Annotated in this window: 24 protein-coding genes and 2 pseudogenes; 11 read left to right on the top strand and 15 right to left on the bottom strand. The window is 53.0% G+C overall.

Features of this window, described 5'->3' with window-relative positions; genetic code table 11:
• Positions 1-50 precede the first annotated feature (50 nt).
• From flgH to flgB, 7 genes are all read right to left on the bottom strand, one after another.
• Entirely contained in the window at positions 51-713 is a 663-nt protein-coding gene (gene flgH, locus PMPD1_RS03360) for a flagellar basal body L-ring protein FlgH (protein ID WP_173632706.1), read from the bottom strand.
• A 93-nt stretch (positions 714-806) separates the two neighbouring features.
• Positions 807-1,592 (bottom strand): flagellar basal-body rod protein FlgG, encoded by a 786-nt coding sequence (gene flgG, locus PMPD1_RS03355; RefSeq protein WP_173632705.1) that lies wholly within the window; start codon positions 1,590-1,592, stop codon positions 807-809.
• A gap of 12 nt (positions 1,593-1,604) precedes the next feature.
• The gene (locus PMPD1_RS03350) at positions 1,605-2,336 is read right to left on the bottom strand and encodes a flagellar basal body rod protein FlgF (RefSeq protein ID WP_173632704.1); all 732 of its coding nucleotides are present in this window, start codon (positions 2,334-2,336) and stop codon (positions 1,605-1,607) included.
• Between the two features lie 9 nt (positions 2,337-2,345).
• Complete coding sequence (flgE, locus tag PMPD1_RS03345) at positions 2,346-3,539, bottom strand: flagellar hook protein FlgE (protein ID WP_173632703.1); 1,194 nt, start codon at positions 3,537-3,539, stop codon at positions 2,346-2,348.
• A 14-nt stretch (positions 3,540-3,553) separates the two neighbouring features.
• The gene (gene flgD, locus PMPD1_RS03340; protein WP_173632702.1) at positions 3,554-4,228 is read right to left on the bottom strand and encodes a flagellar hook assembly protein FlgD; all 675 of its coding nucleotides are present in this window, start codon (positions 4,226-4,228) and stop codon (positions 3,554-3,556) included.
• A 2-nt stretch (positions 4,229-4,230) separates the two neighbouring features.
• Complete coding sequence (gene flgC / locus PMPD1_RS03335; RefSeq protein ID WP_173632701.1) at positions 4,231-4,656, bottom strand: flagellar basal body rod protein FlgC; 426 nt, start codon at positions 4,654-4,656, stop codon at positions 4,231-4,233.
• A 3-nt stretch (positions 4,657-4,659) separates the two neighbouring features.
• Positions 4,660-5,010, bottom strand: coding sequence for a flagellar basal body rod protein FlgB (gene flgB, locus PMPD1_RS03330; RefSeq protein WP_173636100.1), 351 nt, complete (start codon positions 5,008-5,010; stop codon positions 4,660-4,662).
• Positions 5,011-5,096: 86 nt separating this feature from the next.
• Between flgB and flgA the strand changes: the two genes are divergently transcribed.
• The 5 genes from flgA (at position 5,097) to PMPD1_RS03305 (ending at position 8,188) form a co-directional block, all read left to right on the top strand.
• Positions 5,097-5,873 carry a flagellar basal body P-ring formation chaperone FlgA gene (flgA, locus tag PMPD1_RS03325; RefSeq protein ID WP_173632700.1) on the top strand — a complete coding sequence of 259 codons (777 nt, stop codon included), beginning with the start codon at positions 5,097-5,099 and terminating at the stop codon, positions 5,871-5,873.
• Between the two features lie 88 nt (positions 5,874-5,961).
• Positions 5,962-6,249: a flagellar biosynthesis anti-sigma factor FlgM gene (gene flgM / locus PMPD1_RS03320; protein WP_173632699.1), complete on the top strand. Its 288-nt coding sequence runs from the start codon at positions 5,962-5,964 to the stop codon at positions 6,247-6,249.
• 27 nt (positions 6,250-6,276) lie between these two features.
• Positions 6,277-6,741 carry a flagellar protein FlgN gene (gene flgN, locus PMPD1_RS03315; RefSeq protein ID WP_173632698.1) on the top strand — a complete coding sequence of 155 codons (465 nt, stop codon included), beginning with the start codon at positions 6,277-6,279 and terminating at the stop codon, positions 6,739-6,741.
• An 11-nt stretch (positions 6,742-6,752) separates the two neighbouring features.
• Positions 6,753-7,844 (top strand): CDP-glycerol glycerophosphotransferase family protein, encoded by a 1,092-nt coding sequence (locus tag PMPD1_RS03310; RefSeq protein WP_354292764.1) that lies wholly within the window; start codon positions 6,753-6,755, stop codon positions 7,842-7,844.
• 92 nt (positions 7,845-7,936) lie between these two features.
• A complete protein-coding gene (locus PMPD1_RS03305; RefSeq protein ID WP_173632696.1) occupies positions 7,937-8,188 on the top strand; it encodes a DcrB-related protein in 252 nt (83 codons plus the stop codon).
• 3 nt (positions 8,189-8,191) lie between these two features.
• Here the strand turns inward: PMPD1_RS03305 and PMPD1_RS03300 are convergent.
• Positions 8,192-9,405, bottom strand: a protein-coding gene (locus PMPD1_RS03300; RefSeq protein WP_173632695.1) for an IS3 family transposase whose coding sequence is annotated in 2 segments (ribosomal slippage) — positions 8,192-9,111 and positions 9,111-9,405 — 1,215 coding nt in all. Because the reading frame shifts where the segments join, the coding sequence is not laid out codon by codon here.
• On the opposite strand from PMPD1_RS03300, the gene PMPD1_RS03295 reads away from it, so the two are divergent.
• From PMPD1_RS03295 to PMPD1_RS03265, 6 genes and pseudogenes are all read left to right on the top strand, one after another.
• Positions 9,390-9,635, top strand: a complete 246-nt coding sequence (locus PMPD1_RS03295; protein WP_354292762.1) for a DcrB-related protein — start codon at positions 9,390-9,392, stop codon at positions 9,633-9,635. The genes PMPD1_RS03300 and PMPD1_RS03295 overlap by 16 nt on opposite strands.
• A gap of 18 nt (positions 9,636-9,653) precedes the next feature.
• A pseudogene (locus PMPD1_RS03290) lies at positions 9,654-13,878 on the top strand (PAAR domain-containing protein).
• A 3-nt stretch (positions 13,879-13,881) separates the two neighbouring features.
• Positions 13,882-14,241 (top strand): hypothetical protein, encoded by a 360-nt coding sequence (locus tag PMPD1_RS03280; protein WP_173632694.1) that lies wholly within the window; start codon positions 13,882-13,884, stop codon positions 14,239-14,241.
• A gap of 406 nt (positions 14,242-14,647) precedes the next feature.
• A pseudogene (locus tag PMPD1_RS22845) lies at positions 14,648-14,791 on the top strand (RHS repeat-associated core domain-containing protein); the annotation flags it as partial.
• A gap of 202 nt (positions 14,792-14,993) precedes the next feature.
• The gene (locus tag PMPD1_RS03270) at positions 14,994-15,341 is read left to right on the top strand and encodes a hypothetical protein (protein WP_173632693.1); all 348 of its coding nucleotides are present in this window, start codon (positions 14,994-14,996) and stop codon (positions 15,339-15,341) included.
• Between the two features lie 587 nt (positions 15,342-15,928).
• Entirely contained in the window at positions 15,929-17,257 is a 1,329-nt protein-coding gene (locus PMPD1_RS03265) for an MFS transporter (RefSeq protein ID WP_173632692.1), read from the top strand.
• Between the two features lie 191 nt (positions 17,258-17,448).
• On the opposite strand, the gene PMPD1_RS03260 is transcribed toward PMPD1_RS03265, so the two are convergent.
• From PMPD1_RS03260 to fliH, 7 genes are read right to left on the bottom strand one after another with little or no spacing between them, the layout of a single operon-like run.
• Positions 17,449-18,693 (bottom strand): CDP-glycerol glycerophosphotransferase family protein, encoded by a 1,245-nt coding sequence (locus PMPD1_RS03260; protein WP_173632691.1) that lies wholly within the window; start codon positions 18,691-18,693, stop codon positions 17,449-17,451.
• Positions 18,686-19,123 (bottom strand): FAD synthase family protein, encoded by a 438-nt coding sequence (locus PMPD1_RS03255; RefSeq protein ID WP_173632690.1) that lies wholly within the window; start codon positions 19,121-19,123, stop codon positions 18,686-18,688. The genes PMPD1_RS03260 and PMPD1_RS03255 overlap by 8 nt, the downstream gene beginning before the upstream one ends.
• The gene (locus PMPD1_RS03250; protein WP_173632689.1) at positions 19,120-20,043 is read right to left on the bottom strand and encodes a tRNA-ribosyltransferase; all 924 of its coding nucleotides are present in this window, start codon (positions 20,041-20,043) and stop codon (positions 19,120-19,122) included. The genes PMPD1_RS03255 and PMPD1_RS03250 overlap by 4 nt, the downstream gene beginning before the upstream one ends.
• A gap of 51 nt (positions 20,044-20,094) precedes the next feature.
• Complete coding sequence (locus PMPD1_RS03245) at positions 20,095-21,531, bottom strand: glycosyltransferase family 2 protein (protein WP_354292758.1); 1,437 nt, start codon at positions 21,529-21,531, stop codon at positions 20,095-20,097.
• Between the two features lie 21 nt (positions 21,532-21,552).
• Entirely contained in the window at positions 21,553-21,993 is a 441-nt protein-coding gene (gene fliJ / locus PMPD1_RS03240) for a flagellar export protein FliJ (RefSeq protein ID WP_173632688.1), read from the bottom strand.
• A 19-nt stretch (positions 21,994-22,012) separates the two neighbouring features.
• Positions 22,013-23,332, bottom strand: a complete 1,320-nt coding sequence (gene fliI / locus PMPD1_RS03235) for a flagellar protein export ATPase FliI (RefSeq protein WP_173632687.1) — start codon at positions 23,330-23,332, stop codon at positions 22,013-22,015.
• The gene (gene fliH / locus PMPD1_RS03230; protein WP_173632686.1) at positions 23,316-24,026 is read right to left on the bottom strand and encodes a flagellar assembly protein FliH; all 711 of its coding nucleotides are present in this window, start codon (positions 24,024-24,026) and stop codon (positions 23,316-23,318) included. The genes fliI and fliH overlap by 17 nt, the downstream gene beginning before the upstream one ends.
• Positions 24,027-24,028: the final 2 nt, after the last annotated feature.

Genomic DNA, 24,028 nt, shown 5'->3' with positions numbered 1-24,028 from the left:
GATAAGCAACCATCCTTTAAGAAAAATATGACGCACCTGTTGCTCCTGGATTAAATAGGAAACAGCGGATGATTGAACAAACGCGTCAACCATCCTGCCGAGTTCGCGTCGCTCAACGCGCCGCGTCCGGAATAAGAAATTCGTGCGTTAGCAATGCGTTGTGAGGAGATGCTATTGTCACGCTCAATATCTTCAGAACGCACCATGCCGCTAACACGCATATATTCATCGCCCTGATTGAGCGTCAGCCATTTCTCGCCTTTAATCAGCAGCACGCCGTTAGGTAATACGCGATGAACCGCCACCGTGATGGCGCCGCGCAGCATATTTTGCTGTTGTGAAGAGGCGCTGCCGTTAAAGTTACGATCGCCCGAGACTGAGCCGCTCAGTTTGTCGAGCGTTTTACCGAATACCGAGGGCGCCCCCATCTCAATATCGTTACGTTTGCCAAAGTTGGTTTTCGCCTGTTTGCTGGACTGCGTAGACTCCTCCAGGCGGATGGTTAAAATGTCGCCGACCCGATAAGCTCGCCGGTCTGGGGTAAGTGACCAGTTATAGTTGCTCTGATAAAGGCCGCCGCCGCTGATTTGCCGCGTCGGTTGTACCCACTCTTCCGGCGGCGCGAACGCGGCGTCATCTTTTTGCACCATCCAGGTCGGGCTTTCACAGCCGCTAAGCAGCAAGATGGCTGTTAGCATCAGCCCTGTTTTCATTGTGTTTTCCTCGTGTTGAATCTGGGATCGTGGATCCAAGGCCAGATACGCTGCCTGATCGGGGCCTGCCGTATCTGACCGGGTACTCGCTGCTTACAACTGTTGGCTGACAAACTTGAGCATGTCATCCGCAGCGGAGATCATTTTGGCGTTCATTTCATAGGCACGCTGAACGGTGATCATATCCACCATCTCCTCCACCACTTTCACGTTGGAGCCTTCTAACGAGCCTTGTTCAATCTGCCCTAGCGCATCTTCGCCCGGCACGCCTTCCACCGCTTCGCCGCTGGCGGCAGTTTCGCGATACAGGTTGCCGCCAATGGCTTCTAAACCGGCCGGATTGACGAAATTGACTAGCGTAATTTGCCCAATTTCAACCGGATCGGTCTCACCGGCGACGGTGGCGGTCACGGTGCCATCTTTGCCAATGGTGATATTTTTGGTCTGATCCGGCAGTTCAATCTGTGGAATCAGCGGCAGCCCCTGAGCATTGGTCAGCGTGCCATCATTGTTGATTTTCAAATTACCGGCCCGGGTATAGGCAATATCGCCATCCGGCGTTTCTACCTGCAAAAAGCCCTGTCCGGTGATGGCAATATCCAGATCCTGATCGGTGACCTGGATATTGCCGGTGGTGAACTCTTTTTGCGTACCGAGGATCTTTACCCCGCTGCCGAACTGAATGCCGGTTGGCGTCATATTGTTCTGGTCAAGCTGGGTACCCGGCGCACGCACGTTTTGGTAGAACAGATCTTCAAACACCACGCGGTCGCGTTTAAAACCGGTGGTATTCACGTTCGCCAGGTTGTTCGAGATGGCGCTCATTTTCGCGTCTTGCGCGGCCAGCCCGGTTTTACTGATCCATAATGCAGGATTCATCTCTGCTCCTTATTAACTGCCGCGAATCAGGCGGTTCCCCGCCTGCGCCAACGTATCTGCGACTTTCATCATCTTGATTTGCGCCTCAAACTGGCGGCTCAGCGATAGCGTCGACACCATTTCGTTCATCGCCGAAACATTACTGGTTTCAAGGTGCTTACCGACCACGCTGACCGCTTCGCTACGCGGTTCCGCACGACGGTTACTGACTAAAAAACCGTCATTATTTTTACTGAGCCGGTTGGCGGGCACGTTCACTAACTTGATACGGTCAACATCCTGCAACGCCATAAAATCGCCGTTATCCGGGATCACGGTCAGCGTGCCATCCTCTCCAACTGACACCGAGGAGAACGGCGGTAAGGTTATCGGCCCCGCTTCGCCCAAGACCGGTAAACCATTAACCGTCAGGTTGCCCTCCGGATCGACGTCAAGGTGGCCGTTGCGGGTATAGACCTCGCGACGCCCATCGCGTAAGGCAATAAGCCCATCGCCCTTGATGCCGATATCCAGCGAACGTCCGGTTTCCGTCAACGTACCGGCGGTCATATCTACACCGCCATTTTCACTACCTGCCATATAGCGCGAATCGTACCCATAACCGGCTACCTGCTGGCTACCCGCCCGTTCAAGATCGGCGCGGAAACCGTCGGTTGCCGCGTTCGCCAGGTTATTGGCGTGAATAGTTTGCTGCGTCAGGCTACGCGTGGCGCCGCTGACGGCGGTATAAATCAGCCGATCCATGAATTACTCCTACAGCGCCTGGAACAGCGCATTCATCATGCTGTCGTTGGTGGAGATAATTTTGGTGTTGGCCTGGTAGTTACGTTGCGCGGTCATTAACCCAACCAACTCACCGCTTAGATCGACGTTCGATCCTTCTAGCGCACCCGATTGAATCGTGCCGCTCAGCCCGCTACCCGGTGCCGCCAGCAATGCCGTGCCGGAGGCGGTGGTCGCGGTCCAACTGGTACCATTACTGGATGCCAAACCATTAGGGTTAGTGAAGTTCGCCAGCACCAGTTGGCCCTGTAACATGCGTTGCCCATTGCTGTAGGTGGCATAAACCGAGCCATCTTCATCAATCTGCTCGCCATTTTTTTCACCCGCCGCGTAGCCGGAAGCGTTATTTTTCGTCACCGAGAATTCCGAGCCATACTGGCTGGTGCCGCTATAATCCAGCGCGATATTCAAACCGGCCGCGCCGCCGATATCCGCCGTCAGGTTGACTTTATCCGCCGGTTCTTGCAGCACGCCCTGACTGGTAAAGGTCATTTGCGTCGGCGCATCTTTATTCAACGCGTTGCCGTCGAGGTAGTAATACACCTCCCAGGTGTTATCCTCCTTTTTCACAAAATATTGCGACAGGCTGTGTTCACGACCGAGTGAATCGTAAACCTGGGTGGTGTAGGTGTTGTTGTAGGATTTGGGATCTTCCGGATCAAAATCGGCGCGTTCAGGCAGCGTTGCACGCGCATCTATATTGGCAACGAAGTCCAGCGAATCGGTGGCTTTCGCCGGAATAGAACCACTTTTAATCTGCAGGTCGCTAATGGTCCCGACCTGTAAAACGCCATTGGCATCAACCGGGTAGCCCTGTAACTTCATGCCCAGGTTGTTGGTGAGAAACCCATCATTATCCGTACCGAAGTAGCCGGCGCGGGTGTAGACCGTGTTCCCTTCATTGTCGCGAACGGTAAAGAAACCGTTGCCGGAGATGGCCAGGTCAAGATTGCTGCTGCCCGCCATCAGGCTGCCGCCGCGTGAGATGCTCTGTGAAACGTTACTTACGCCAACGCCCATCGCCTGTGAATCGGCATACATGGCGGCAAACTCCGCACGCATGGATTTGTATCCGACGGTGCCGGAGTTGGCGATATTGTTACTGATGGCGTTCAACTGCTCGGTAATGGCGTTAAGGCCGGTATTGGCAATATTAAAACTCATTGTGTTTGCGTTCCTTACGCTGCTTTGTTGCTATCGGCGTTACCGCCAAACTGACTGATCTGGTAATACGGCACTTCCCCTAAACCGGGGATATTTAACAGCGCCGCACCGCCCTCAAGCGGGATGCGCACATTATTTACCGTGCCGGAAATCTCCAGCGGGACACTTTTCTCACCGGTATCCGTCACCACTGACAGGGTGTAGTTACCCGGCGCGAGGCCGAGTTCTTGCGGGTCGATAGAGAAATTCACCTGCCCGGCCTCTTGTGCGCCCAATTCGAGAGAGGTTTCTTTACCGCTGGCATCTTTTATCGACACCGTGACGGTGTTGGCGGCATGGGCCAAGGTTAAGCGCCCTTCAACCGTTTGATCGCTGACCTCAATCTTATTGGTTTGCACCATCACGCTTTTACCCACCAGCCCCGCCGTGCTAAGCACTTGCAAGTTGTCGATCAGCGTCGAGTTCTGGCTCATCATCGAACTCATGTTCTCCATCGACTGCACCTGCGACATCTGCGCCAGTTGGCTGACATATTCGGTGCCATCGGTAGGATTAAGCGGGTCCTGATTCTGGATCTGCGCCACCAACAGTTGTAAGAACAGGCCATTAAGATCGCTGCCGCCGTTATCGGCGACGCCGCCGTAAGCACTGTTGTCGTTAGCTGAATTCTGTACGCCACTTACGCTCATGCTTACACCTCACCCAGTTTCAAAAGATTTTGCTGCATACTTTTCACGCTATTGAGCACCTCAACGTTGGTTTCAAAACTGCGTGACGCCGACATCATGTCGGCCATCTCTTCCACGACATTAATGTCCGGATAAAACACATTTCCTTGTGCGTTAGCTAACGGATTGCCCGGTTCATGACGCATCACCGATCCTCCGCTCTCCACCACATCCATTACCTGAACGCGCGCGCCGCTGAGCGCACGGTTGCCCATCAACTCATCGTTCTGGTAAATCGCCGCGAATACCGGGCGACGCGCTTTATACGCCGCTGCGGCGGAGGCTGCCGGGGATTCCGCGTTAGCCAGGTTACTGGCGATAGTATTTAGGCGCACGGTTTGGGCGGTCATCGCCGAGCCGGACACGCGGTAAATATCATTGAATGACATGGGTTATTTCCCTTCGATCGCTTTTTTCAGACCGGAAATTTTCGAATTGAGAAACGCCAGGCTGGTTTGATACTCCAGCGTATTTTTCGAGAACTCGGCCTGCTCGACATCCAGCGAAACGGTATTGCCATCGCGGGATGGTTGATAAGGCACGCGATACTTCACCTGCGGCGCATGACCAAACGCACTTTCTGAACGTGAACGTTGCATCTCACGGGCAAAATCAATATCTTTAGCCTGGAAGTTCGGGGTATCCACATTGGCAAGGTTCGCCGACAGCAACTCAGCCCTCGCAAGACGAAGTTGCAGTGCGGCAGGATGAACACCTAATGCCTTGTCAAAACTAATCCCCATCATTTCCTCCTCAAGGTTCTCGTCGCATCACGCGCATTAAGCAATTAGCGTGCCAATTTTTAAGTAATTGAATCGACGAGGCTTCTATGAGTATCCTGACTCTCCGGCGGAAAAATATCTTCCGCCTCGGCGGCATTTTGTGGTTATGGCTTGCCGCCCTTCCCCCGGCGCTGGCGGTAAAGCCGATGACGTCTAACAGCGCGCGCAAACAGGTCTATCAGCGCGCGGTTGAGGCCGCCTCCAGCGATATTAATCGGGTCGCACAGCAGAAAAACTGGCGGAATTTTCACAGCAAACTCAACGTCTTCATTCCGGCGGAAGTCAGCAGTTTTCGCCCTTGCTCACGCCCGTTAAGCGTCGCGTTGCCCCAAGGCGATCGGTTGGATTTAGCGCGTCTGCGTTATGACATCCGTTGTGAAGGCAATAGCAGTTGGGAGCTCGCGGTTACCGTGAAGCCAGATATCTATTTACCGGTGGTGGTGGCGAAAAATACGCTCGAACGCGGCAGCAACGTCCGCGCGGAAGACATTGAGTTGAAAAAACGCAATATCACCAGTAGCCGCGGCGGTTACCTTATCGATCCCGATGAGGCCATCGGCCTGACGGTCAAAAAACGCATCCGGGATATGCAGGTCATCGCGCCTTCGCAGCTAGATAGCCCGCTGTTGGTCGATCGCGGTCAGAAAGTGTTGATGATTGCCGAGCAAGATGGCGTAGAAGCAAGGATGATGGGCGAAGCGCTAAAAAAAGGGCGTAAAGGCGATATGATTAAAGTCCGCAACCTGAGTAGCAAAATCGTGGTCAGCGCGGTGGTCGATCAGGCTGGCGTGGTGCGTATGCTGTACGCGCCTGGACAATCGTAATGCGGAATTTAAGTTTCCGCATCACGGTGTCGCTTAGTTTCGATAACCGGCAATGATTGTCGAAAAATGTTCTTAGCACGCCGAGGTTATGATGAAAATTGATGCGTCTCCAGTTACGGCTTCCCGCCTCTCTCTGTCTACATCTCAGGAGAACCCGGGCATCGCGTCCTCAACTCGTGCGACCACGCCCATCTCCCGTAACGAGCCGGAAACACAGAGCAGCATGATGCTAAATGACGCGAAAGCCGAACTGAAAACGCTGTCGGAAGTCGACAACGATAAAGTGAATGCGCTGAAAACCGCCATCCGTGAAGGCAATTATCCGGTGGATTGCGAGCAATTGTCCCACGCGATGCGGGAATTTTTTGCGCGCTGACGGTTAGTCACAATAAACAGGAAAATAATGAACGTGGAATCTGGCGCGCTGGCGCCGCAGGATAAACATCAGCTGGTAAAAAATTTACTCGCCGGTATTACGCAAGATAGCGAAAGTTATCATCAATTGAGCCAGTTGCTTGCTAAACAACGTACCGCGATGATCGCCTGTCGGGCGCAAGAAACCGAACAGATTAACCAGCAATTAATGGCGTATTACGCCCAACTTAGCGCCTCTTCTCGTCAGCGCGCGGCCGCGCTGCGGGCGTTAAATTTGCCGGGCGACGCCCAGGGAATGCGCTTTTTGATCTCTCGCTTGCCGCAAACCCTGGCTGCGACCATCGGTCAACGGTGGCAGTCCTTAAAGCAGGCGGCCCAAACGTGCCAAACGCTTAACGAACGTAATGGCTTACTGCTCACTATGCAGCAGGAGGTGATGCAATCGGTGTTGGGCGACGCGCGCGAGACCCATGACTATCTCTATTCACGTTAATGGGCAAGCAGATGGCGAATTGCGCGCATCCGGTTGGGTTTTATCTGGAAACTTCGTTTCATTACGAGGTGTATAAGAACATTATCGCGGCCTTACAGGAACGAGGCATTCCCTGCGCGTTAGTGATTAGCGATGTGATTCAGCCCGCTTTCGTCAGCGAGATGGTGAGTTTTCTGAAAAAACTCGCGCGGCCTGACTTACCGATCTTACGCCTTTCAACGTTACACTATCAGCCAGTCTCACTCTCCTGCCTGGTCAGCCCCTACTACACGCCATTGATAAAAAATCTCGCGCCGATCAATGTCCGCGCCATGTATGGCCTGGCGAAAGATCGCTGGGGCCACGCCTGGTGGAATGCCTTTTATGACGGCATTCTCTGTTATGCCATGCATACGCAACAGCGCGTCAATATCGCCGGGAACGCGCGTCTGGTCGGCAATCCGCGCTTTGACGATTGGCATAATCGTCGCTGGGATCCTAGCCTGGCCGAGATGCTGGCTCGGCAAAAAACGCGCCCGGTGGTGTTGTACGCCCCCACATTTGGCGAACTCTGTTCTTTGCCACATTGGGCTGAGACACTTAATCGTCTACAGTCAGAAGTGACGCTGCTGGTTAAACTCCACCACGGTACGCAGTTCCGGGCGGAAGAGGCGAAATCGCTGGCGCTGGCAACCCGCTATTTTCGTAAAAATATGCTGCCGGCCTCCTCATTCAGCCTGCTGGCCGCCGCCGATTACGTGATAACCGATAACAGCGGGTTTATCTTCGACGCGCTGCACGCCGGTAAAAAAACCATTTTGCTGGAATGGGCCGGTTTGGCTCCCCTGCTGCACAACCAACGCACCCTTTCCGATAGCCACAGTACCGATCAGACCGTGCGGCAATTCTTACCCTGCGTCAATTCTCTTGCACAGTTACGCCAGGCGTTGAGCGACCGGCAAACGTGGCCGGAGATGGAGGCGTATCGTTGGCAAGTCTGCGATGCGTTTCAGGACGGAAAAGCCGGAGAACGCGCGGCGGATGTGATTAGTGAATTGCTTAATCAATCTGGCGTAGACGGTGACCATTTCTTGTTGCACAGCCTGCGCGAGCGGTTGTTTTAGCCGGTTAAGCGGCGTTGTGCTGGGTGAAAGATAGTCAAACCAGGCAGACTGTGGCAGACTTAAATTTTTCTGAAGCACAGGGAAGCTGCTTTATGTCTGAGAACCACGCCACCTGCCTGTTTACCGAAGGCCGAATTACCCTCCCTGACCAGTATCAGGACCGCACGATGAACGTTTTCACCCTGCCGGGTGGCAGTGCACCCGCCTTTAATATTTCCCGCGACACGCTCAATGATGAAGAGCGCCTGCCGGACTACATAAACCGTCAGTTAGCGTTAATGGCAAAGCATCTGAAAGGCTGGAAGCAGGCAGAACGCGTGCCTGTCGTTCTGGGCGATATGTAGTGGTCAAGTAATACTGGCCACGGTTTTACAGTAAGAACGGTATCGGTTCTCTGATTCTTCCGGCGTCAGCCCCCCGTTGTAATGATGAGGTCTGACGCTATTGTAGTAATTCAGGATATAACCGCCGATTTGTCGCCGGGCCTCATCCTTACCTGCGTAACCATTCGTCGGCACCCATTCTGTTTTCAGACTACGGAAGAAGCGTTCCATGGGGCTATTATCCCAGCAGTTCCCCCGACGACTGACGCTTTGCTTTATCCTGTAACGCCAGAGAACTTGCTGATATTTAAGGCCTGTATACTGGCTTCCCTGGTCGCTATGGAACATGACATCACGCGGTTGACCACGCGTCTCATAGGCCATCCGCAGAGCACTTCTTATCAGTGCGGTATCGGCATTCGCTGACAGACTCCAGCCGATAACCCTGCGGGCAAAAAGATCCATAACAACCGCCAGATAGCACCAGCGATTTCCAGCCCAGATATACGTAATATCTCCACACCATACCCGGTCTGGCTCCGGTACAGCGAACTGACGCTCGAGCAGATTCGGCAGGCAGGTATGCTCCTGACGGGCATTTTTGTACTGATGTTTTCCGGGCTGGCAACTGCTCAGGTTCAGGTATTTCATCAGACGCCCGGCACGGTAACGGGTCATCGGAACGCCATTTTGAGCCAGCATTTCAGCCAGCGTGCGTGCGCCTGCTGAGCCCCGGCTCTGGTTCCACGCCCGGCGTATTTCGCTGTACAACCTGACTCGCGCCGGATTGACAGTATCGCGTCGTTTTCGCCAGTACCGGTAACTGCTACGGTGTATTTCCAGCGCGGAGCAAAGGCTGACAACCGTGTGGCTGTCACTCAGTCTGGCGGCTATCGTGAACCGTTCAGTGAGTCGGACATCAAGAGTGCGGTAGCCTTTTTTAATATCGTATTCTGTTCCTCCAGGCGGCGAACCTGCTTTTCCAGCTCGCGAATACGTTGCTGCTCTGCAGTAATGGGAGTTGCAGAGGGCGTAATCCCCTGCCGCTCTCGCCTGAGCTGGCGCACCCAGCTCTCAAGAGTGGTAGAACCGACATTCATCGCTTCACTGGCTTGTCGATATGAGTAGCCCTTATCAACAATCAGCTGTGCACATTCCAGCCTGAACTCAGGGGTGAAAGTACGCTTAGTTTTCTTGTTCATTAAGTCACCTGTTTTATGTTGTGGTGAGAATATCACCTTTAATCAGGTGGCCAAATTTACTGTGCCACTACAATAACCTGTTGCACGGTGAATGCGTTCACGCCAGTTATCTGCGTGACGGCAGACGAATGTTTCAGCAACAGGCGGTATTTAACACCGCTGAAAACCATATTCTGGTGTTCACCATGACCGGTAACACCACACTGACCGACACGGACAATCAGCACTTTCAGGCGCTGCTCGCCAGCTTTTGTTTTAACGCGTAACAGTTAAGGAAGGTTGTTATGTTTGAGGCAGCACGCGTCGGGGACGATATCGGTCATTCCCGTGCGCTGGCAGGGATGATTGCAGGAACGATTGTCGGTGGCCTGATTGCCGCCGCAGGCGGTATCGCGGCCGGTGCGCTGATGGTGGCCGGACTTGGCGCCTCCTGTCTGGGCATTGGCGCGCTGCTGGTGGGGGCCAGCCTGGCGGTGGGCTGGCTGACAGGGGAACTGGCCACAGCGGCGCGCGACAGCATTGCGGATGCGGGAGCCGCCAGTATGGAGAAGGAAGGCGTTATTGTCACCGGCTCGCATAACGTATTCACTAACGGCAGACCCGCCGCCATTGCCACTAACAGCATGGTGGAATGTGCTAAGGACGGTGGCGCACAGCAGATAGCCGAAGGCTCCTCGCGGGTTTATATCAACGGCCTGCCGGCTTCCCGTACCGGTGACCAGACCACCTGTGGCGGCAAAGTCATGACCGGCTCCGGCAACGTGATTATCGGCGGCCCGCCGGAGCAGACCCTGCCGGTTGCCTCAGAAGTCCCCGAATGGCTCTGTAAAGCCTCTGACCTCACCCTGCTGTTCGCCGGTCTTGTCGGTGGCGCAGGAGGAGCCGCGAAAGCCGGGGCGCTGGCGAAGCTGTTCAGTAAAATTCCCGGCATTAATAAGCTGGCCCGCGTCGCCTGCCGCGCCGGCGTGCTGATGACCGGCGCTGCCGCCGTGGGGATTATCGCCCGCCCGGTGGATATCGTCAGCGGGCAGAAGTTCCTTTCCGGGGATGACGAGCTGGACTTCGTTTTACCCTCCCGCCTGCCGGTACGCTGGCAGCGCTACTGGCGCAGCGGTAACCCCGGCGACAGCGTACTGGGGCGCGGCTGGAGCCTGTTCCAGGAAACCCGCCTCGAGCGCTATCAGGACGGGCTGGTATGGCGTGCGCCGTCCGGCGATTATGTCTCCTTCCCGCGCGTGCCAAAAGGAAGCCGTACCTTCTGTGAACCGGAGAAGCGCTGGCTGGAACACCATCAGGATGATACCTGGTCAGTGTATGACATCAGCGGCGAGCGCTGGCACTTTCAGCCACTGAAAACCGATGCCCCTTTCCTGCCGCTGCGCCTTACCGAACCGTGCGGCAACGACATTATCTTTGAATGGAACGACGACCATACCCTGCATGCCCTGACCAACAGCGCCGGGCAGCGCGTGGTGTGCCGCTACATCACTGTCAGCGGACAGGTTCGCCTGTCCGGTGCCTGGCTGGAGGATGAGGTCTGCCTGGTCAGCTACGGCTATGACGATAAGGCCCGGCTGATTAGCGTCACCGGGCGCGGCGGTCAGGTACGCCGTCGCTTTGGCTGGTATGACGATGGCGACGGCACGGACCTGCTGCGCAGCCATGAAGACAGCAACGGTCTGCTGAGTGAATATCTGTGGCAGAGTATTGACGGACTGCCGCGCGTGATTGCGTATCGCAACAACGCCGGTGAAGAGTTGGGTTTTGACTACGACTTTACCGGCGGCTGGCGGATGGCGCGCCGCGAGGACGGCGCCCGGGCGCAGTGGCTTATTGATGATGATGACAACGTCGCCCGCTTTACGGATTATGACGGTCACCAGACCAGCTTCGTTTATCAGGACGGTGAACTCTGCCACGTGGTCCTGCCTGACGGGGCCATGCGTCGCAGTCAATGGGATCGCTACGGTCGCATGACAGCCGAAACCGACCCGGCTGACCGCACGACAAAATATTACTGGTTCCGTAACACCGACCGCATAGCCCTGACGCAGTATCCGGACGGCACCGCCACACAGGCCACGTATGACCTCAGGGGCCGCCTGCTGTCGGAAACCGACGCGCTCAGTCACACCACCACGTATCACTATCCGGACGACGAAGAGACGCTGCCGGAACGCATTACCGACGCCAGCGGTGGTGACGTGCTGCTGGCGTGGAACCGTCAGGGACTGCTGACACAACGCACCGACTGCTCCGGCAGCATCACCCGCTTTACGTATGACCGCTTCGGTCAGCTTGTCAGCAGCGAGGACGCGGAAGGTAACGTCATCCGTCGCGAGTGGAACGACGCAGGTCAGCTTACCGCGCTTATCCGCGCCGACGGCAGCCGTGAAACGCTGCGGTGGAATGAACGCGGACAGCTCGCCGCCTGGCGTGACCCGCTGGAAAGCGAAGTCACCTGGACCTGGAACCACCTGGGGCAGCCCCTCAGCCGGACCGACCGCAACGGCATTATTCTTCGCTGGCATTACGACACCCGGGGCAACCTGCTGCGGCTGGAAAACGGCAACGGCGGTGAGTACCGGTTTACGTATGACCCGACCGGACGCCCGTTGAGTGAAGTCCGCCCGGATAATACATCCCGGCAGATGGAGTGGAACGAACGGGGGCTGCTCAGTTCCCTGCTGGAAAGCGGCAGACCGGATAACGACGGCGGCATTCCCCGCCGCATGCAGACGTTCAGCTATGACAACAGTGGCCTGCTCACCGGGCGCACCACCCGTGACGCAGAGTACCGCTACCGGCGCAACCCCGGCGGGCAGCTTGCCGGGCTGACACGCACACCCACTGCAGAGGGCATGGAAAAAGGGATTGAAGCGGATGAAATTCAGTTTTCCTTTGATGCGGCAGGAAAACTGCTCGGTGAGCGGGGCGTGAGCGGTGAGTTGCATTACGACTATGACGCCCTGGACAACCTTACCGCGCTGACCCTGCCCGGCGGACAGCAGATAAGCTGGCTGTACTACGGTTCCGGCCACGTCAGCGCCGTGCGCTTTAATCAGCAAATTATCAGCGAATTCACCCGAGACCGCCTGCACCGCGAAGTCTCCCGCACTCAGGGGACGCGTGAGCAGACCCAGCAGTATGACAGCCTGGGCAGACGTACCCGGCAACGCAGTATCGGCGGATTAACGCCCGACCTGCCGGAACAGACAATCTTTGAACGCGCCTTTAACTACACCGGGCGGGGAGAAGTGTCAGACATCAGTGACACGCTGCGTGGCAACACAATTTATGGCTATGATGAGGAAGGTCGTCTTCTCAGGCATTACGAAGCCCGTCCGGGTCACAGCACCAGGACGTTCCGCTACGACGCTGCGGATAACCTGCTGCCGGATGATGGTCTGCCTGCCCTGCCGCTAACGGAGAATCGCCTGACGCACTGGCAGAACCTGTTTATGAAATACGACTGGTGGGGAAACCTCGTCAGCCGTCACAGCGGCCTGTATCAACAGCACTACCAGTACGACGCGGAAAACCGGCTGATACAGGCAGACGGCACCGGCCCGGAAGGCCGCTTTACGGCACGCTACCATTATGACGTGCTGGGCCGCCGCACACGAAAAACCGTGACCACGCAGCGCGGGACGTCTGAGACCCGTTTCCTGTGGCAGGGCTACCGCCTGTTGCAGGAGCAGCAGCAGAACGGTCAGTGCCGGACCTATATTTACGACCCGAACGAGGCATACAGCCCGCTGGCGCGCGTTGACCATCTGGCTGAGGATAAACGGGGAGAGATTTACTGGTTCAGCGCCGATCTGAACGGCGCACCGCTGGAGGTGACCGGTGAAAACGGCGAACTGCGCTGGAGCGGGCACTATGGCAGCTTCGGTGAGGTTAAACGCCAGACGGAAGGCTTTCACCGTCTCGCACGGCAGACCGCCCTGTCGCACCAGCCGCTGCGCTATGCCGGGCAGTATGCTGACAGCGACCAATTTGCCGGGAGCAAATTGGAACAGCACGTCGTGCTGGCTCCGTAGGAGCGAGCCACAGGGATGTGGCGAGTAAACAGGGCTGCACTATAATCTTTTCCGGTATTACGACCCGCAGGTGGGGGGAAGGTTTACCACGCAGGATCCGATAGGGCTTGCAGGCGGCTGGAACCTTTATCAGTATGCGCCGAACCCGCTGGGATGGATTGATCCGCTTGGATTATCTGACAATCCACTCGTTGGTCTTGATCTTGCTAATATGACGAAAAAACAGATTAGCGATATTTTATCGAATGCAGAAAACATTTCATGGAAAGGCGGATCTCCTGATGGTACATTCGCACAGTGGAAATATACAGATGCAGGGACAACAGCGGTTAGATTAGACCCGCCTGATAAAGTAATATTATATGATCATGCGCATTTATATGATAAAGCAGGGAACTCTTTGGACATTAACGGCAACATTGTTGATTCAAAATCACCTACTGCTCATAATAAGACAGGTTGTTAAATAATGAATGTACAGCATATAGAAACAGCAGATTGTAATATTCTGGATACTAAAATATTTTCTAATGAAATTAAGATATATTTTGATTCGGTTTATGATTTAGAGAAAAAAAAGTATATTAGTAATATTAGCCTGTCAGTTTTCAATTGGTCTTTTTTTGAAGCAAAGGTCTTTATTTCAAATAACTCGGGTGATAGTTTTGAAGAAAAAAAACTACTCATACATAAATTAGAGTTTTTTGAACATATCCAAAAAATATCTATTGAAGAGAATATTTTTATATTGCAAGGATATAGTAGAGAATCTGGTTGTTGGCTAGAATATTGTTTTTTAGATAGTGATTTTTGCTTAAAGACATTTTAACAGAAATATAGTAGCATGTATATCAGAAATAAAGCCGGAAGCGATTATTATAATCCTTCCGGCTATTTTTATATTTACCAGTTAGGTAAACTTTAAACCTTCATTTCCCGTAGCGTCCTGCATCTCGCGGTTAGCCTGCTTAATCTCTCTTAGCTACTGGCGCAGCGTTTCCTGCTCATGCTTCAGCTCATCCACTTCATCACTGTCCACTATTACTGGGTAAGATCATTTAACTGTAAGATGTGCGCCGGTCTCAAATCCCGCCTCGCCCGGCAGACCGCCCTGTCGCATCAGCCAATGCGCTATGCCAAGCAGTATGCTGACAGCGACCAATTTGCCGGGAGCAAATTGGAACAGCACGTCGTGCTGGCTCCGTAGGAGCGAGCCACAGGGATGTGGCGAGTAAACAGGGCTGCACTATAATCTGTTTCGGTATTACGACCCGCAGGTGGGAAGGTTTACGACGCAGGATCCGATAGGACTTACAGGTGGGCTGAACCTATACCAGTATGCACCGAATCCGTTAACTCATACAGACCCGCTGGGGCTATGGACAGTTAAGATTGGTGGTTATATTATCCGTGTTCATGCGAATGATGTGGATCCTTGGCCAAGTACACCGCATGGTCATATATATGACCAAAATTTAGTTATCGACAAAGATGGCAATATTTTTAAAGCTCATAATGGTCCGCAAGTTGACAGCCTGTCAAAGAAAGATACCAAAGTATGGAAGCAGGAGTTGAAAAAACATGGCTGCTAAAATAATTTTACATGAACAAATGAGTGAAAAGGAGTTTTTTCTTTGTGCAAAAAAATGGGATAGATATCCCTCTGTCGTAATATATTTTAAAGATATGGATATAGAATCTAGAAAATTTATATTCGAAATAGCCATAAATAATATACCAAATTATTTTTCTGAGGCTGTAATAGATAATTTTCTTGAAGATGAAAATTTCTTCATAGATGATGGTAACTTAATGAAATGCATTAAATATGGAAGTTATGGACTAAAGAGAAGTATTTTTTACAGAAAGAGCACACCTGAGCATATTCGTGCGTTGTGCGATGGGGAAATGAAAAATAATAACACCTGACCAATACACCGTAGGGGTTAGCAGGATGTTAAAATGGCGAGTAATACTCTTTAAAAATGAAGTTTTTTCAGTTAGCGCTTCAGAAAGGTATAATGGTGTCGGAATTGTTCCGATAACCCGATAGGGCTTGCAGGTGGCTGGAACCTTTATCAGTATGCCGGAAGACCCCTGAATGTGAATGGTACCATTATGCGAGATGCTTACATTTTCACTTATTATCTGAATTCGCGAGATGCACAGCCTGTTAATATTTACTTTGCAAAGGTAATAAATTTCCCAATTTGTTACATTATTAGTCTTGCAATTTTTTATTCTTATGGTGGGTTGTCATTTCCTCTATCCTAGCCTTTACTTAAAATAGTTTAATCGTTTCATTTTTTAAAGTGAACCTGCTTTAGTTGCTAACGCCAGTTTTTAAAACCAGAAAATGAGCATATAGAACTTACGTGCCAAAGCTAATTTTGTGATGATAAGCACGGAAAAGATCAATTAAACAGAGTACTTCTTTGCTGTGAAGTTTTACGTCACTCGAATATTTTCAGCAAAAGATTACAATTATTCTTTATTTGATTTTTGGGAGCTATATTGTGACTAAACGCCGTTATTTGGTAGTTTTTATGATGTTTCTCGTCATAGCAATAAACTATATGGATAGAGTTAATTTTTCCGTATCCATACCAAACATAAGAAAAGATTTAGGGTTTTCTCTTGCTGATATAGGAGATATAACGTTTGTCTGGGGAATGGTTTACGCATTATTTAATTTCCCCGGGGGATGGATAGCGGATAAGCTTGGGCTTAGGTGGGGTATTTTTGTTGCTTTCGGGTGGTGGTCATTATTTACTATTGCCTCACCTTTTGCAGGATCTTTAACAGGTTGGTTTATCATAAGAGGCTTAATGGGGGCTGGGGAATCTCCAATCTGGCCTTTCAATGCGAAAGCTGCTAACAGTTGGGCGCCACCATCAGGCCGTTCTACAGCATACACCCTCGCGGGCTCTGGTCAATATTTAGGCCCGGCAATTGGCAGTATTCTGGTTGGTTTAATTATAGTAAAACTAGGCTGGGAATGGTCATTCATAATCTTCGGTGTTGCAGGCCTTATTCTATTACCTTTCTGGGTTTGGATTGTTCGTGATACTCCAGCTAATGATCCTCGCGTAAGTTTGGAAGAATTAAATGTCATAGGTAATCAAGTTAAGAGTAATGAAGAAAAAATTGATTGGCCTGGCATTAAGTCCGTTTTCCTTTCGAGGACTGGAATAGGAATGCTTCTGGTTTATCTCACTTTTGGTTATATATTATTTACTTTTTTAAATTGGGTGCCCAGTTATCTTTTTTATACCTTCCATATGGATATTTTAAAAAGTGCTGTTTGGTCAAGCCTTGGTGCTTTTATGGGATTTGTTGGGTTTTTACTATCAGGGCCATTTAATGATGGGCTGGTACGCCGCTATAATCGTCTTACTGCCCGGCGCATAGGAACTGCTGCCCCCATGTTTGTTGCTGCCTGTTGTGTTGTACTATCCCTTATAACAGCCAAAACAGGATATGGTGAAGTAACCGCCGTGCTTATTGGAGCGGTACAATTATTTATGAATATGACCGTCGGTGCATGGGCGGTAAATATCATTGATATTTCACCGAATCAGGTATCGACGGGTGTAGTGTATGGAATTTTCAACGGTGTACTAAACGTCATGGGAGCATGTAATTCACTTATTCTCACCGCGATTGCTTCACATTATGGATTTCCTGTTGCATTCTCCAGCGCTCTGGTCTTCATGGCGATTTTCCTTATAGGTATTCTCTTTATTGTTGATAAGAAAAGTTATAATAGTCTTGTTGCCCATGCTTTAAAATCAAGAATAAGCAGTGATGCAACAACGACTGATATTTCTTATGATGTTAAATAGTTTATTAAACTTAACCTGAGTCGATGTTAGATTATTAGCCGTATTTTTATCAGCAATCTGTTATAGGTAACATGCGGCTCTTTTCTATCAAGCGATAGGTGCGAAGCCGCAAAATTCACCATCGGACTTTTTGGAGCGGAACCTGAGTAACAGTCCCGTAGAGTGCTGGCGGCGGGCATTCCCGCCGCCACTCACATCACCTCAAACCGGCCATCCTCTGCGCACTTCTGCTGCAAAATACGGTCAACTTTCGCCATCAATGCCGCATTAACCGGCTGATACTCACCGGGCGCTACACCAAACAAGCTATACGCCAGCGCCGCTCGCGCCGCCTGCTTATCATCCTGCCGCAAAGCGGCTAACAATACCGTTTCCACACTCTCCGGCACAAAACAGTGACGAAACTCATCGTGCGGCGGCAGCAAACTGTAATCCGGCTCAAACCGCTGATGGTCGCCCTGCTGAATATCCAGTGCCATCACCGGATTACCGGTCAACAGAAAATCAAACATGATCGAAGAGTAGTCGGTCATCAATAGATCAAAGCGCGCCAGATGCGGATATAAATCTACCCCGGCAGGCAAAATAAACAACCGATCGACCTGCCGATTAGTCAGCGCCGGCTGATGAATATAGAGCGGGTGAACCTTGAAAAAGATATCAATATTATGCTTACGTGCGCAGTTAACCAGACGGACTAAAAAACCGGCTTCGGTAAGCGGCGTCGGCTTGCCGCGCTGCCAGGTAGGCACCAGCAATAACTTGCGTCGCTTCCCGTTGAGAGCCGCTTCAGCCGCAGGCGGCAAGTGCGCGCCAATTAGCTCCTGCGCCGTCGCCGGGCGACAAATGACCTCATTACGCGGAAAGCCGCCGCGCAGTAAGGTTTTTACGCCAAACACCTGATGCCAGTAGGCATCCAGATTCGCAGAAGGGCTCAGCACATAATCCGCCCGTGACGCCCATGCCAGCGGACGACAAAATGGCTCATCCAATACCGATAAATAGGGTGTTAACTGTAACAACAACTTTTTCACCGATACACCGTGCCACAGTTGAATCTGCGTGGTGCCCGCCAAACAGGCGAACAGCAGATCGTTCGCTACTAGACTCTGGCTAGGGTTTACGCAAAAGATCGCAACCGCCGCATGCAGCAACAGCGTAAAGACCTCCTGCAAATCTCCGCTCAAATCGCAATGCGGCAATTGGTGTTCCCGCAATTGCTCAATCACCTCCGATTCGGCGCTACACCAGATAACCTCAGCATCAGGATAGTTTTCGACCATATGCAAATAGAGGTATTTGCTGTTATCGGAAAAGCTTTCCCGGCCAAAAAACAGAATTAACCGCTTTTTTACCGTGCGTTGTGCTATCGCCCGTAGGCGCGACACATATTGCGTTTTTATCGCCAATAAATCAGGTGTGGCTTCGTCAGTCACCTTGTCCTCCAGAAACAGACCGCACCACTTCAATAATCGACGTGGTCGAAATAGACGGCGTACGCGGTAGATAGACCACCTCACAGCACGCCCGTAGATGGTCAAAACGCCCGAGCCAGTCATCGCCCATCACCAGCACGTGGGCCTGATACTGTTGCAGATAGGCTGCTTTGGCCTCTAACGACTCTTCCAGAAACACTTCATCCACCGGTTTCATATTACCGACAATCGCTAACCGCTCTGTCTGGCTATAGATAGGCGCACGCTGCTTTTTCCGCAGATTTAAGGCATCCGACGACACGCCGACCACTAGCCGGTCGCCCAGCGCTTTCGCACGCTGCAGAATGTTCAAATGACCAATATGAAACACATCAAAGGTGCCGAAAGTGATCACCACCCGCTCAGTCTGACGTTGTCTATCAATGTTCATGACAGTAGCGACAACCCAATCAACAACCGATCAACCTCGCTTACCGTGCTAACCTGGCCGGTACGCGCACGCTGCCAGGCGGCAAATACCGCGGCTAACGTCTCCTCATCCAGTTCGCAATAGCTTTGGCACAACAGGCTGCACAACGCCTTAAGTGAAAAGTAATCTTCACACCAGGATAAAAAAACCGTGGCATAGGCCGCGCTGTCGCTACCGGGGAACACATCGTGATAACAGCGGTACAGAAAGTAGTTCAGCCAGACTGAGGGATGTTGCTCCAGAAATGCCGTGGCCTCTTCATCGCCGTCAATCTGTTGTAGCGTCTCCGCTAAATAATCGTCTGACAGAATTTTTAACTCATTCAATTTCAGTACCAGCGCCATGCCGGTAAGCGGATCGAGCGCCGCATCCAGCGGGCGTTCACTCAGTTGACGAAGCTGCGCCAATTTATATTTTTCAATCGGCGGCAGGCTGGCGAATTGTGGCTGCAAACTTCCCTGCACCGCCATCTCAAGCAGTTGTTGGCAGCTATCGATCAACGCGGCGTCATCGGCGCCGGCGGCAATCATTTTTTGCGCTTTACTGAGAAACACGCCGCAGGCATACAGTTTTTCGGTGACTCGCAACTGGGGCGCAATCAGCAGATTAATACAGCATTGGTTCATCACTTGTTGCTGTTCACATAACGCTTCCCCCGCCGACGAAACCGGCGAGTCGGTACGGTGTAAAATAAATGCCTCAGGAGTAAACAGCATCGCACGGGCGACGCTGTCACACGCCAGTTGTGCGCTATGACGAATGTGATTTTGCCAGCGTAACTCCGTCAACGCCGCTTCAGTTTGGCAGTGCTGGCACGCACAACCGCTCCCTTGCGCCTGCATGCGCAGTACGAACTCTGGGGTGTAAGTTTCAATAACCATAGTGTTGTTTCCTGGGGGAAAATGTCGTCAACCCGCAGCGGGCCGGTTGGTTTAATCGGGTTTTCGTTTACGGAAAAATTCGGCAGTAAGATCATTACCGTGCTCATCACTATGGCGATAAGCCAGGCCGGGATAGAGCGCCAGCCACAGGTCACTCTGCATCAGCGGCTTCCAGTAATTATCCAACGCAAAGCGCGGCTCCGCCGGGTGCAACTGTTGCAATGCCAGCCCTTGCGCCAGGTTCTCAATCAGGGTGGCGTAATAGGGTTGATTCACCGCATAAGCCACCGGCAATTCCGCCTCCATCGCGCGCACCGCGCCCGGCAGGCTTTTTAATTCGAACAGCCGCAACAACCGCGCGCCCAGCAACGCCACGTCCCATTTCAAACCGCCGAGCGCCTGCAGCAGGCGGTTGAGCGCATCCACGGTTTTTTGCTGGCGCACCAGGCTTATCCGGTCATCCAGTATCAGATAGTTCGTCCAGCCCTGCGCCTGCGCATATTGGGCAATCGCCAGATGGCTGCTGGCCAACGGTTCGTCTTCCAATGGCAATGTCCAGAGCACCAGTTGCTGCTCCGCTACGCCTAGCTCCCGTAGCGTCTGACAAAGCTGACGTTGGGTTTCTTCACAGCGCGACAGCGGGTTGATCACAATATGCGGGAAAAAATCCCACTGAATTTTGCTGCGTCCCGGCGCCTGATGAAGACGTAGATAGTGCTGGCGCAGCCGCAGATCCGTCACCAATTCCTCCAGCCGCTGCGGAAGGCGTTCGCAGTTGGCCATAATGAAGTCTTTATCGAAGGTATTGGTGTGGTGGGAAATACATAAAATTGATCGCAACGGATCAAGCTGTAACACCGGGACGGTAAAGCCGTTAAGGAAACTGCCCTCTTCCGCCAAATTCAGATCATCGTCGTAACGGTGCTTTTTCAGGAAGCGGCGATGATAGGCAAAGGTGCCGTTCAGCGCATGACGGTCGCCAAAAGAACCGGTGGTGTAGATGCAGTTAATGTGGCTGTACCAGATAGGTATGCGATCGCAACCGGCAAACAGGGCATTATTACGCTGCATCTCCCCGATGGTGTAACTGATCTTATCCGCCGGATAGTAGTCATCATCATCCATGCAGATAATGTATTCGCCGCGTGCCAGTTGATTGAGACGGTTGCGTTTCTGCCCCAGATTCATCCGCTGTGCAACATGGTAATAGCGTATCTGCCCGCTGTGATGCCCGGCGGCGGTTAACGCATCGATCAGGTCCTGGTTACTGTGCGGCGAATCATCAAGGATCACCAGTTCACGCCGGTCGGCAGGATAATCCTGATACTGGAACATATAGATCAGATACGGCAGGAAAGCGCGGCGCTGCCAGGTTGGCGTCACGACGCTGACAAACGGTAACGCCGCATCGGTGGTACGCGTAGAGGCCGCCGTACGCGCCATCAGACGAGCCAGTAGCGGATTTCCCACAGATTGACCTGCTTTCACACCCTATCCTTATTCAATACGTTAGCGATTTTTTGGTTGATTACGTAACCAGCTCTGTAACGCCAGCCCGTCCGTCGCCTTCTGCTCGCGTCCGGCGCGGGCGCGCGCCAATGCTTCACGCTGTTGCTGTAACACCACATCGACGGTTTTTTCACGGCAAGCCTGTTGTGTGAGATCCTGCCGTAGCCGTTGCGCTTTAAGATCGGCCAGCGCCTGCTCTTGCTCCTGCCAGGCGATAACGCGCTGAATGTTGGTTTTGTAACGGCTTTGATTCATCAATTGCACCGCGCCTTCCTGTTCGGGCAGCCCCTGATGACAAAGGTTGTTTAGCGCGGTGATATTATTGTGGTAGCGCTGGCACAACTGCCGCTGGCGAGCCAACTGCCCGGTCAGCTCATTCACTTCACGCTCGCGCATCTGGCGTAACCGTTCTAGTACGTTAATCATTTTGCTGGTTGGCATCGCTCTTCTCCGAACAGGTTCAGGCGTGACTTAACGCCTCAAGGTCGCTAATCGACTGCGCCAGCGGCGCGCAAAAATCCACCTCCTGGCATAAGTACCCCTCCACCGCAGGCTGCAAACGCACCGCACGGTCGGCGTCGGCGTCGGCACCCGCCACATAGCCGCCTAATGGAATCAGTGGTTTAATCGCCTGATAATCGGCGACCATCTGCTTAAGTACCCGCGCCGCCCGTTGGTGGGCTTTTGGCGTGACCTGACTCATGCAGCGACTGATGGACTGACCAATATCTATCGCCGGATAGTGGCCCGCCTCCGCCAACACACGGTTTAGTACGATATGGCCATCCAACACTGCGCGGGCGCAATCGACGATCGGATCCTGCTGATCATCGCCTTCCGCCAGCACCGTGTAGATGGCGGTCATGGAACCGTGACTTTCACTATTCCCGGCGCTTTCAACCAATTTGGGGATCACGCCGAAGGCCGAGGGCGGATAGCCTTTGGTCGCCGGTGGTTCGCCAAGCGACAGGGCGATTTCACGTTGCGCCATTGCATAGCGCGTCAGGGAATCCACCAGCAGCAGCACATCTTTGCCCTGGTCGCGATAGTAAGTAGCAATCGCATGGCAAATTTCGGTGGCTTTCATCCTCATCAGCGGTGACTCATCGGCCGGTGCGGCAACTACCACTGATTTCGCCATACCCGAGGCTTGCAGTGCGTGGTCGATAAACTCTTTCACCTCACGCCCGCGCTCACCAATCAGCCCAACCACCACCACATCCGCCTGGGTGTAACGGGTTAACATGCCCAACAGCACGCTTTTTCCGACGCCGCTGCCCGCCATTAACCCAACCCGCTGGCCTTTGCCAATGGTGAGCAAACCGTTAATCGCCCGTACGCCAACATCGAGCGGCGTGTCAACCGGCTTACGCGTCAGCGGGTTAATCTGCGGCAGTTGCTGCATCAGCGGCGTGTCGCCGCCGAGCCGCCCTTTACCATCGATCGGCTCGCCTAAACCATTAACGATCCGCCCAAGCCAACTGTCGCCAATCAGTGGCTGTTGCTCTTTTTTGGCCGGAAATACCCGTGCGCCAGCGATCAACCCTGTGGGATGTTTAAACGGCATCAGAAAGGTCACCTCGCGGTCAAAACCCACCACTTGCGCATCGATTAATGCACCGTCCGCCTGCTCTACCCGGCAACGCTGCCCAACGGCTAAACGGCAGCCCACGCACTCCAGCAAAATGCCGGTCACGCGCGTCAATCGTCCGGCGACCCGCGCCAGATTTATACTCTCCAGCGAGGCCAGCGCTTTATCGACATCACTCGGTTGATTCATCCGCCGCGCCTGTCGTTAGGGTGTTTTTCAACACCTCCATACACTGATCCAGACGATGGCTACAGCCGACGTCCATATCGCTGGTGTCGGTTTCAATACGGCACTCGCCCGGCTCAAGGTTTTCATCCGCGCTCATGCCCCATTCACGCACTTTCTCCGGCGCGGCCTCGCTCAGGCGGGCGAACTCTTGTGGATTTAGCCAGACCTTTACCCGTTCCGGCGTCTCTGGCAGGCTGGTTAATGCCTCTTCTACCAGCGCCAATAGCTGGGTTGGATGGAGGGCCAGTTCACACCGGATCACCTGTCGCGTGACCTTTTCCACCAGTTGCAGCAGCTCGGTACGACGGCGTTGCTCATGCTCCTCCAGCACACGCTGAAGTTGGCCAAGCAGCGCATTGAACGGCACCGCGGCGTCGGCAAACAGCGCGCGCCCGGCGGCATTGCCCTCCTCACGCCCCTGCCGCAGCCCTTCGTCATAACCCTGCCGCAAGCCAGACTGATAACCTTGTTCCTGCCCCTGTTCGAGCCCTTGCTGATAACCGTTATCTACCCCTTCCTGAAAGCCCTGCTCCAGCCGCTGTTGATACTCCGCCGTATCCAGTGGTTGCGCCGCATGGCGTGCGTTAAGGCGGGTTTTGCGCAGCGGCGGGAATTTATGTACTCGCACCGGACGCGTGATTTGCGGCTCTTTCATGG

Origin of the sequence: Paramixta manurensis (assembly GCF_013285385.1) — a bacterium.
In the GTDB taxonomy this organism is placed as follows: Bacteria; Pseudomonadota; Gammaproteobacteria; order Enterobacterales; family Enterobacteriaceae; genus Paramixta; species Paramixta manurensis.
This window is presented reverse-complemented; position numbering and strand designations above follow the sequence as displayed.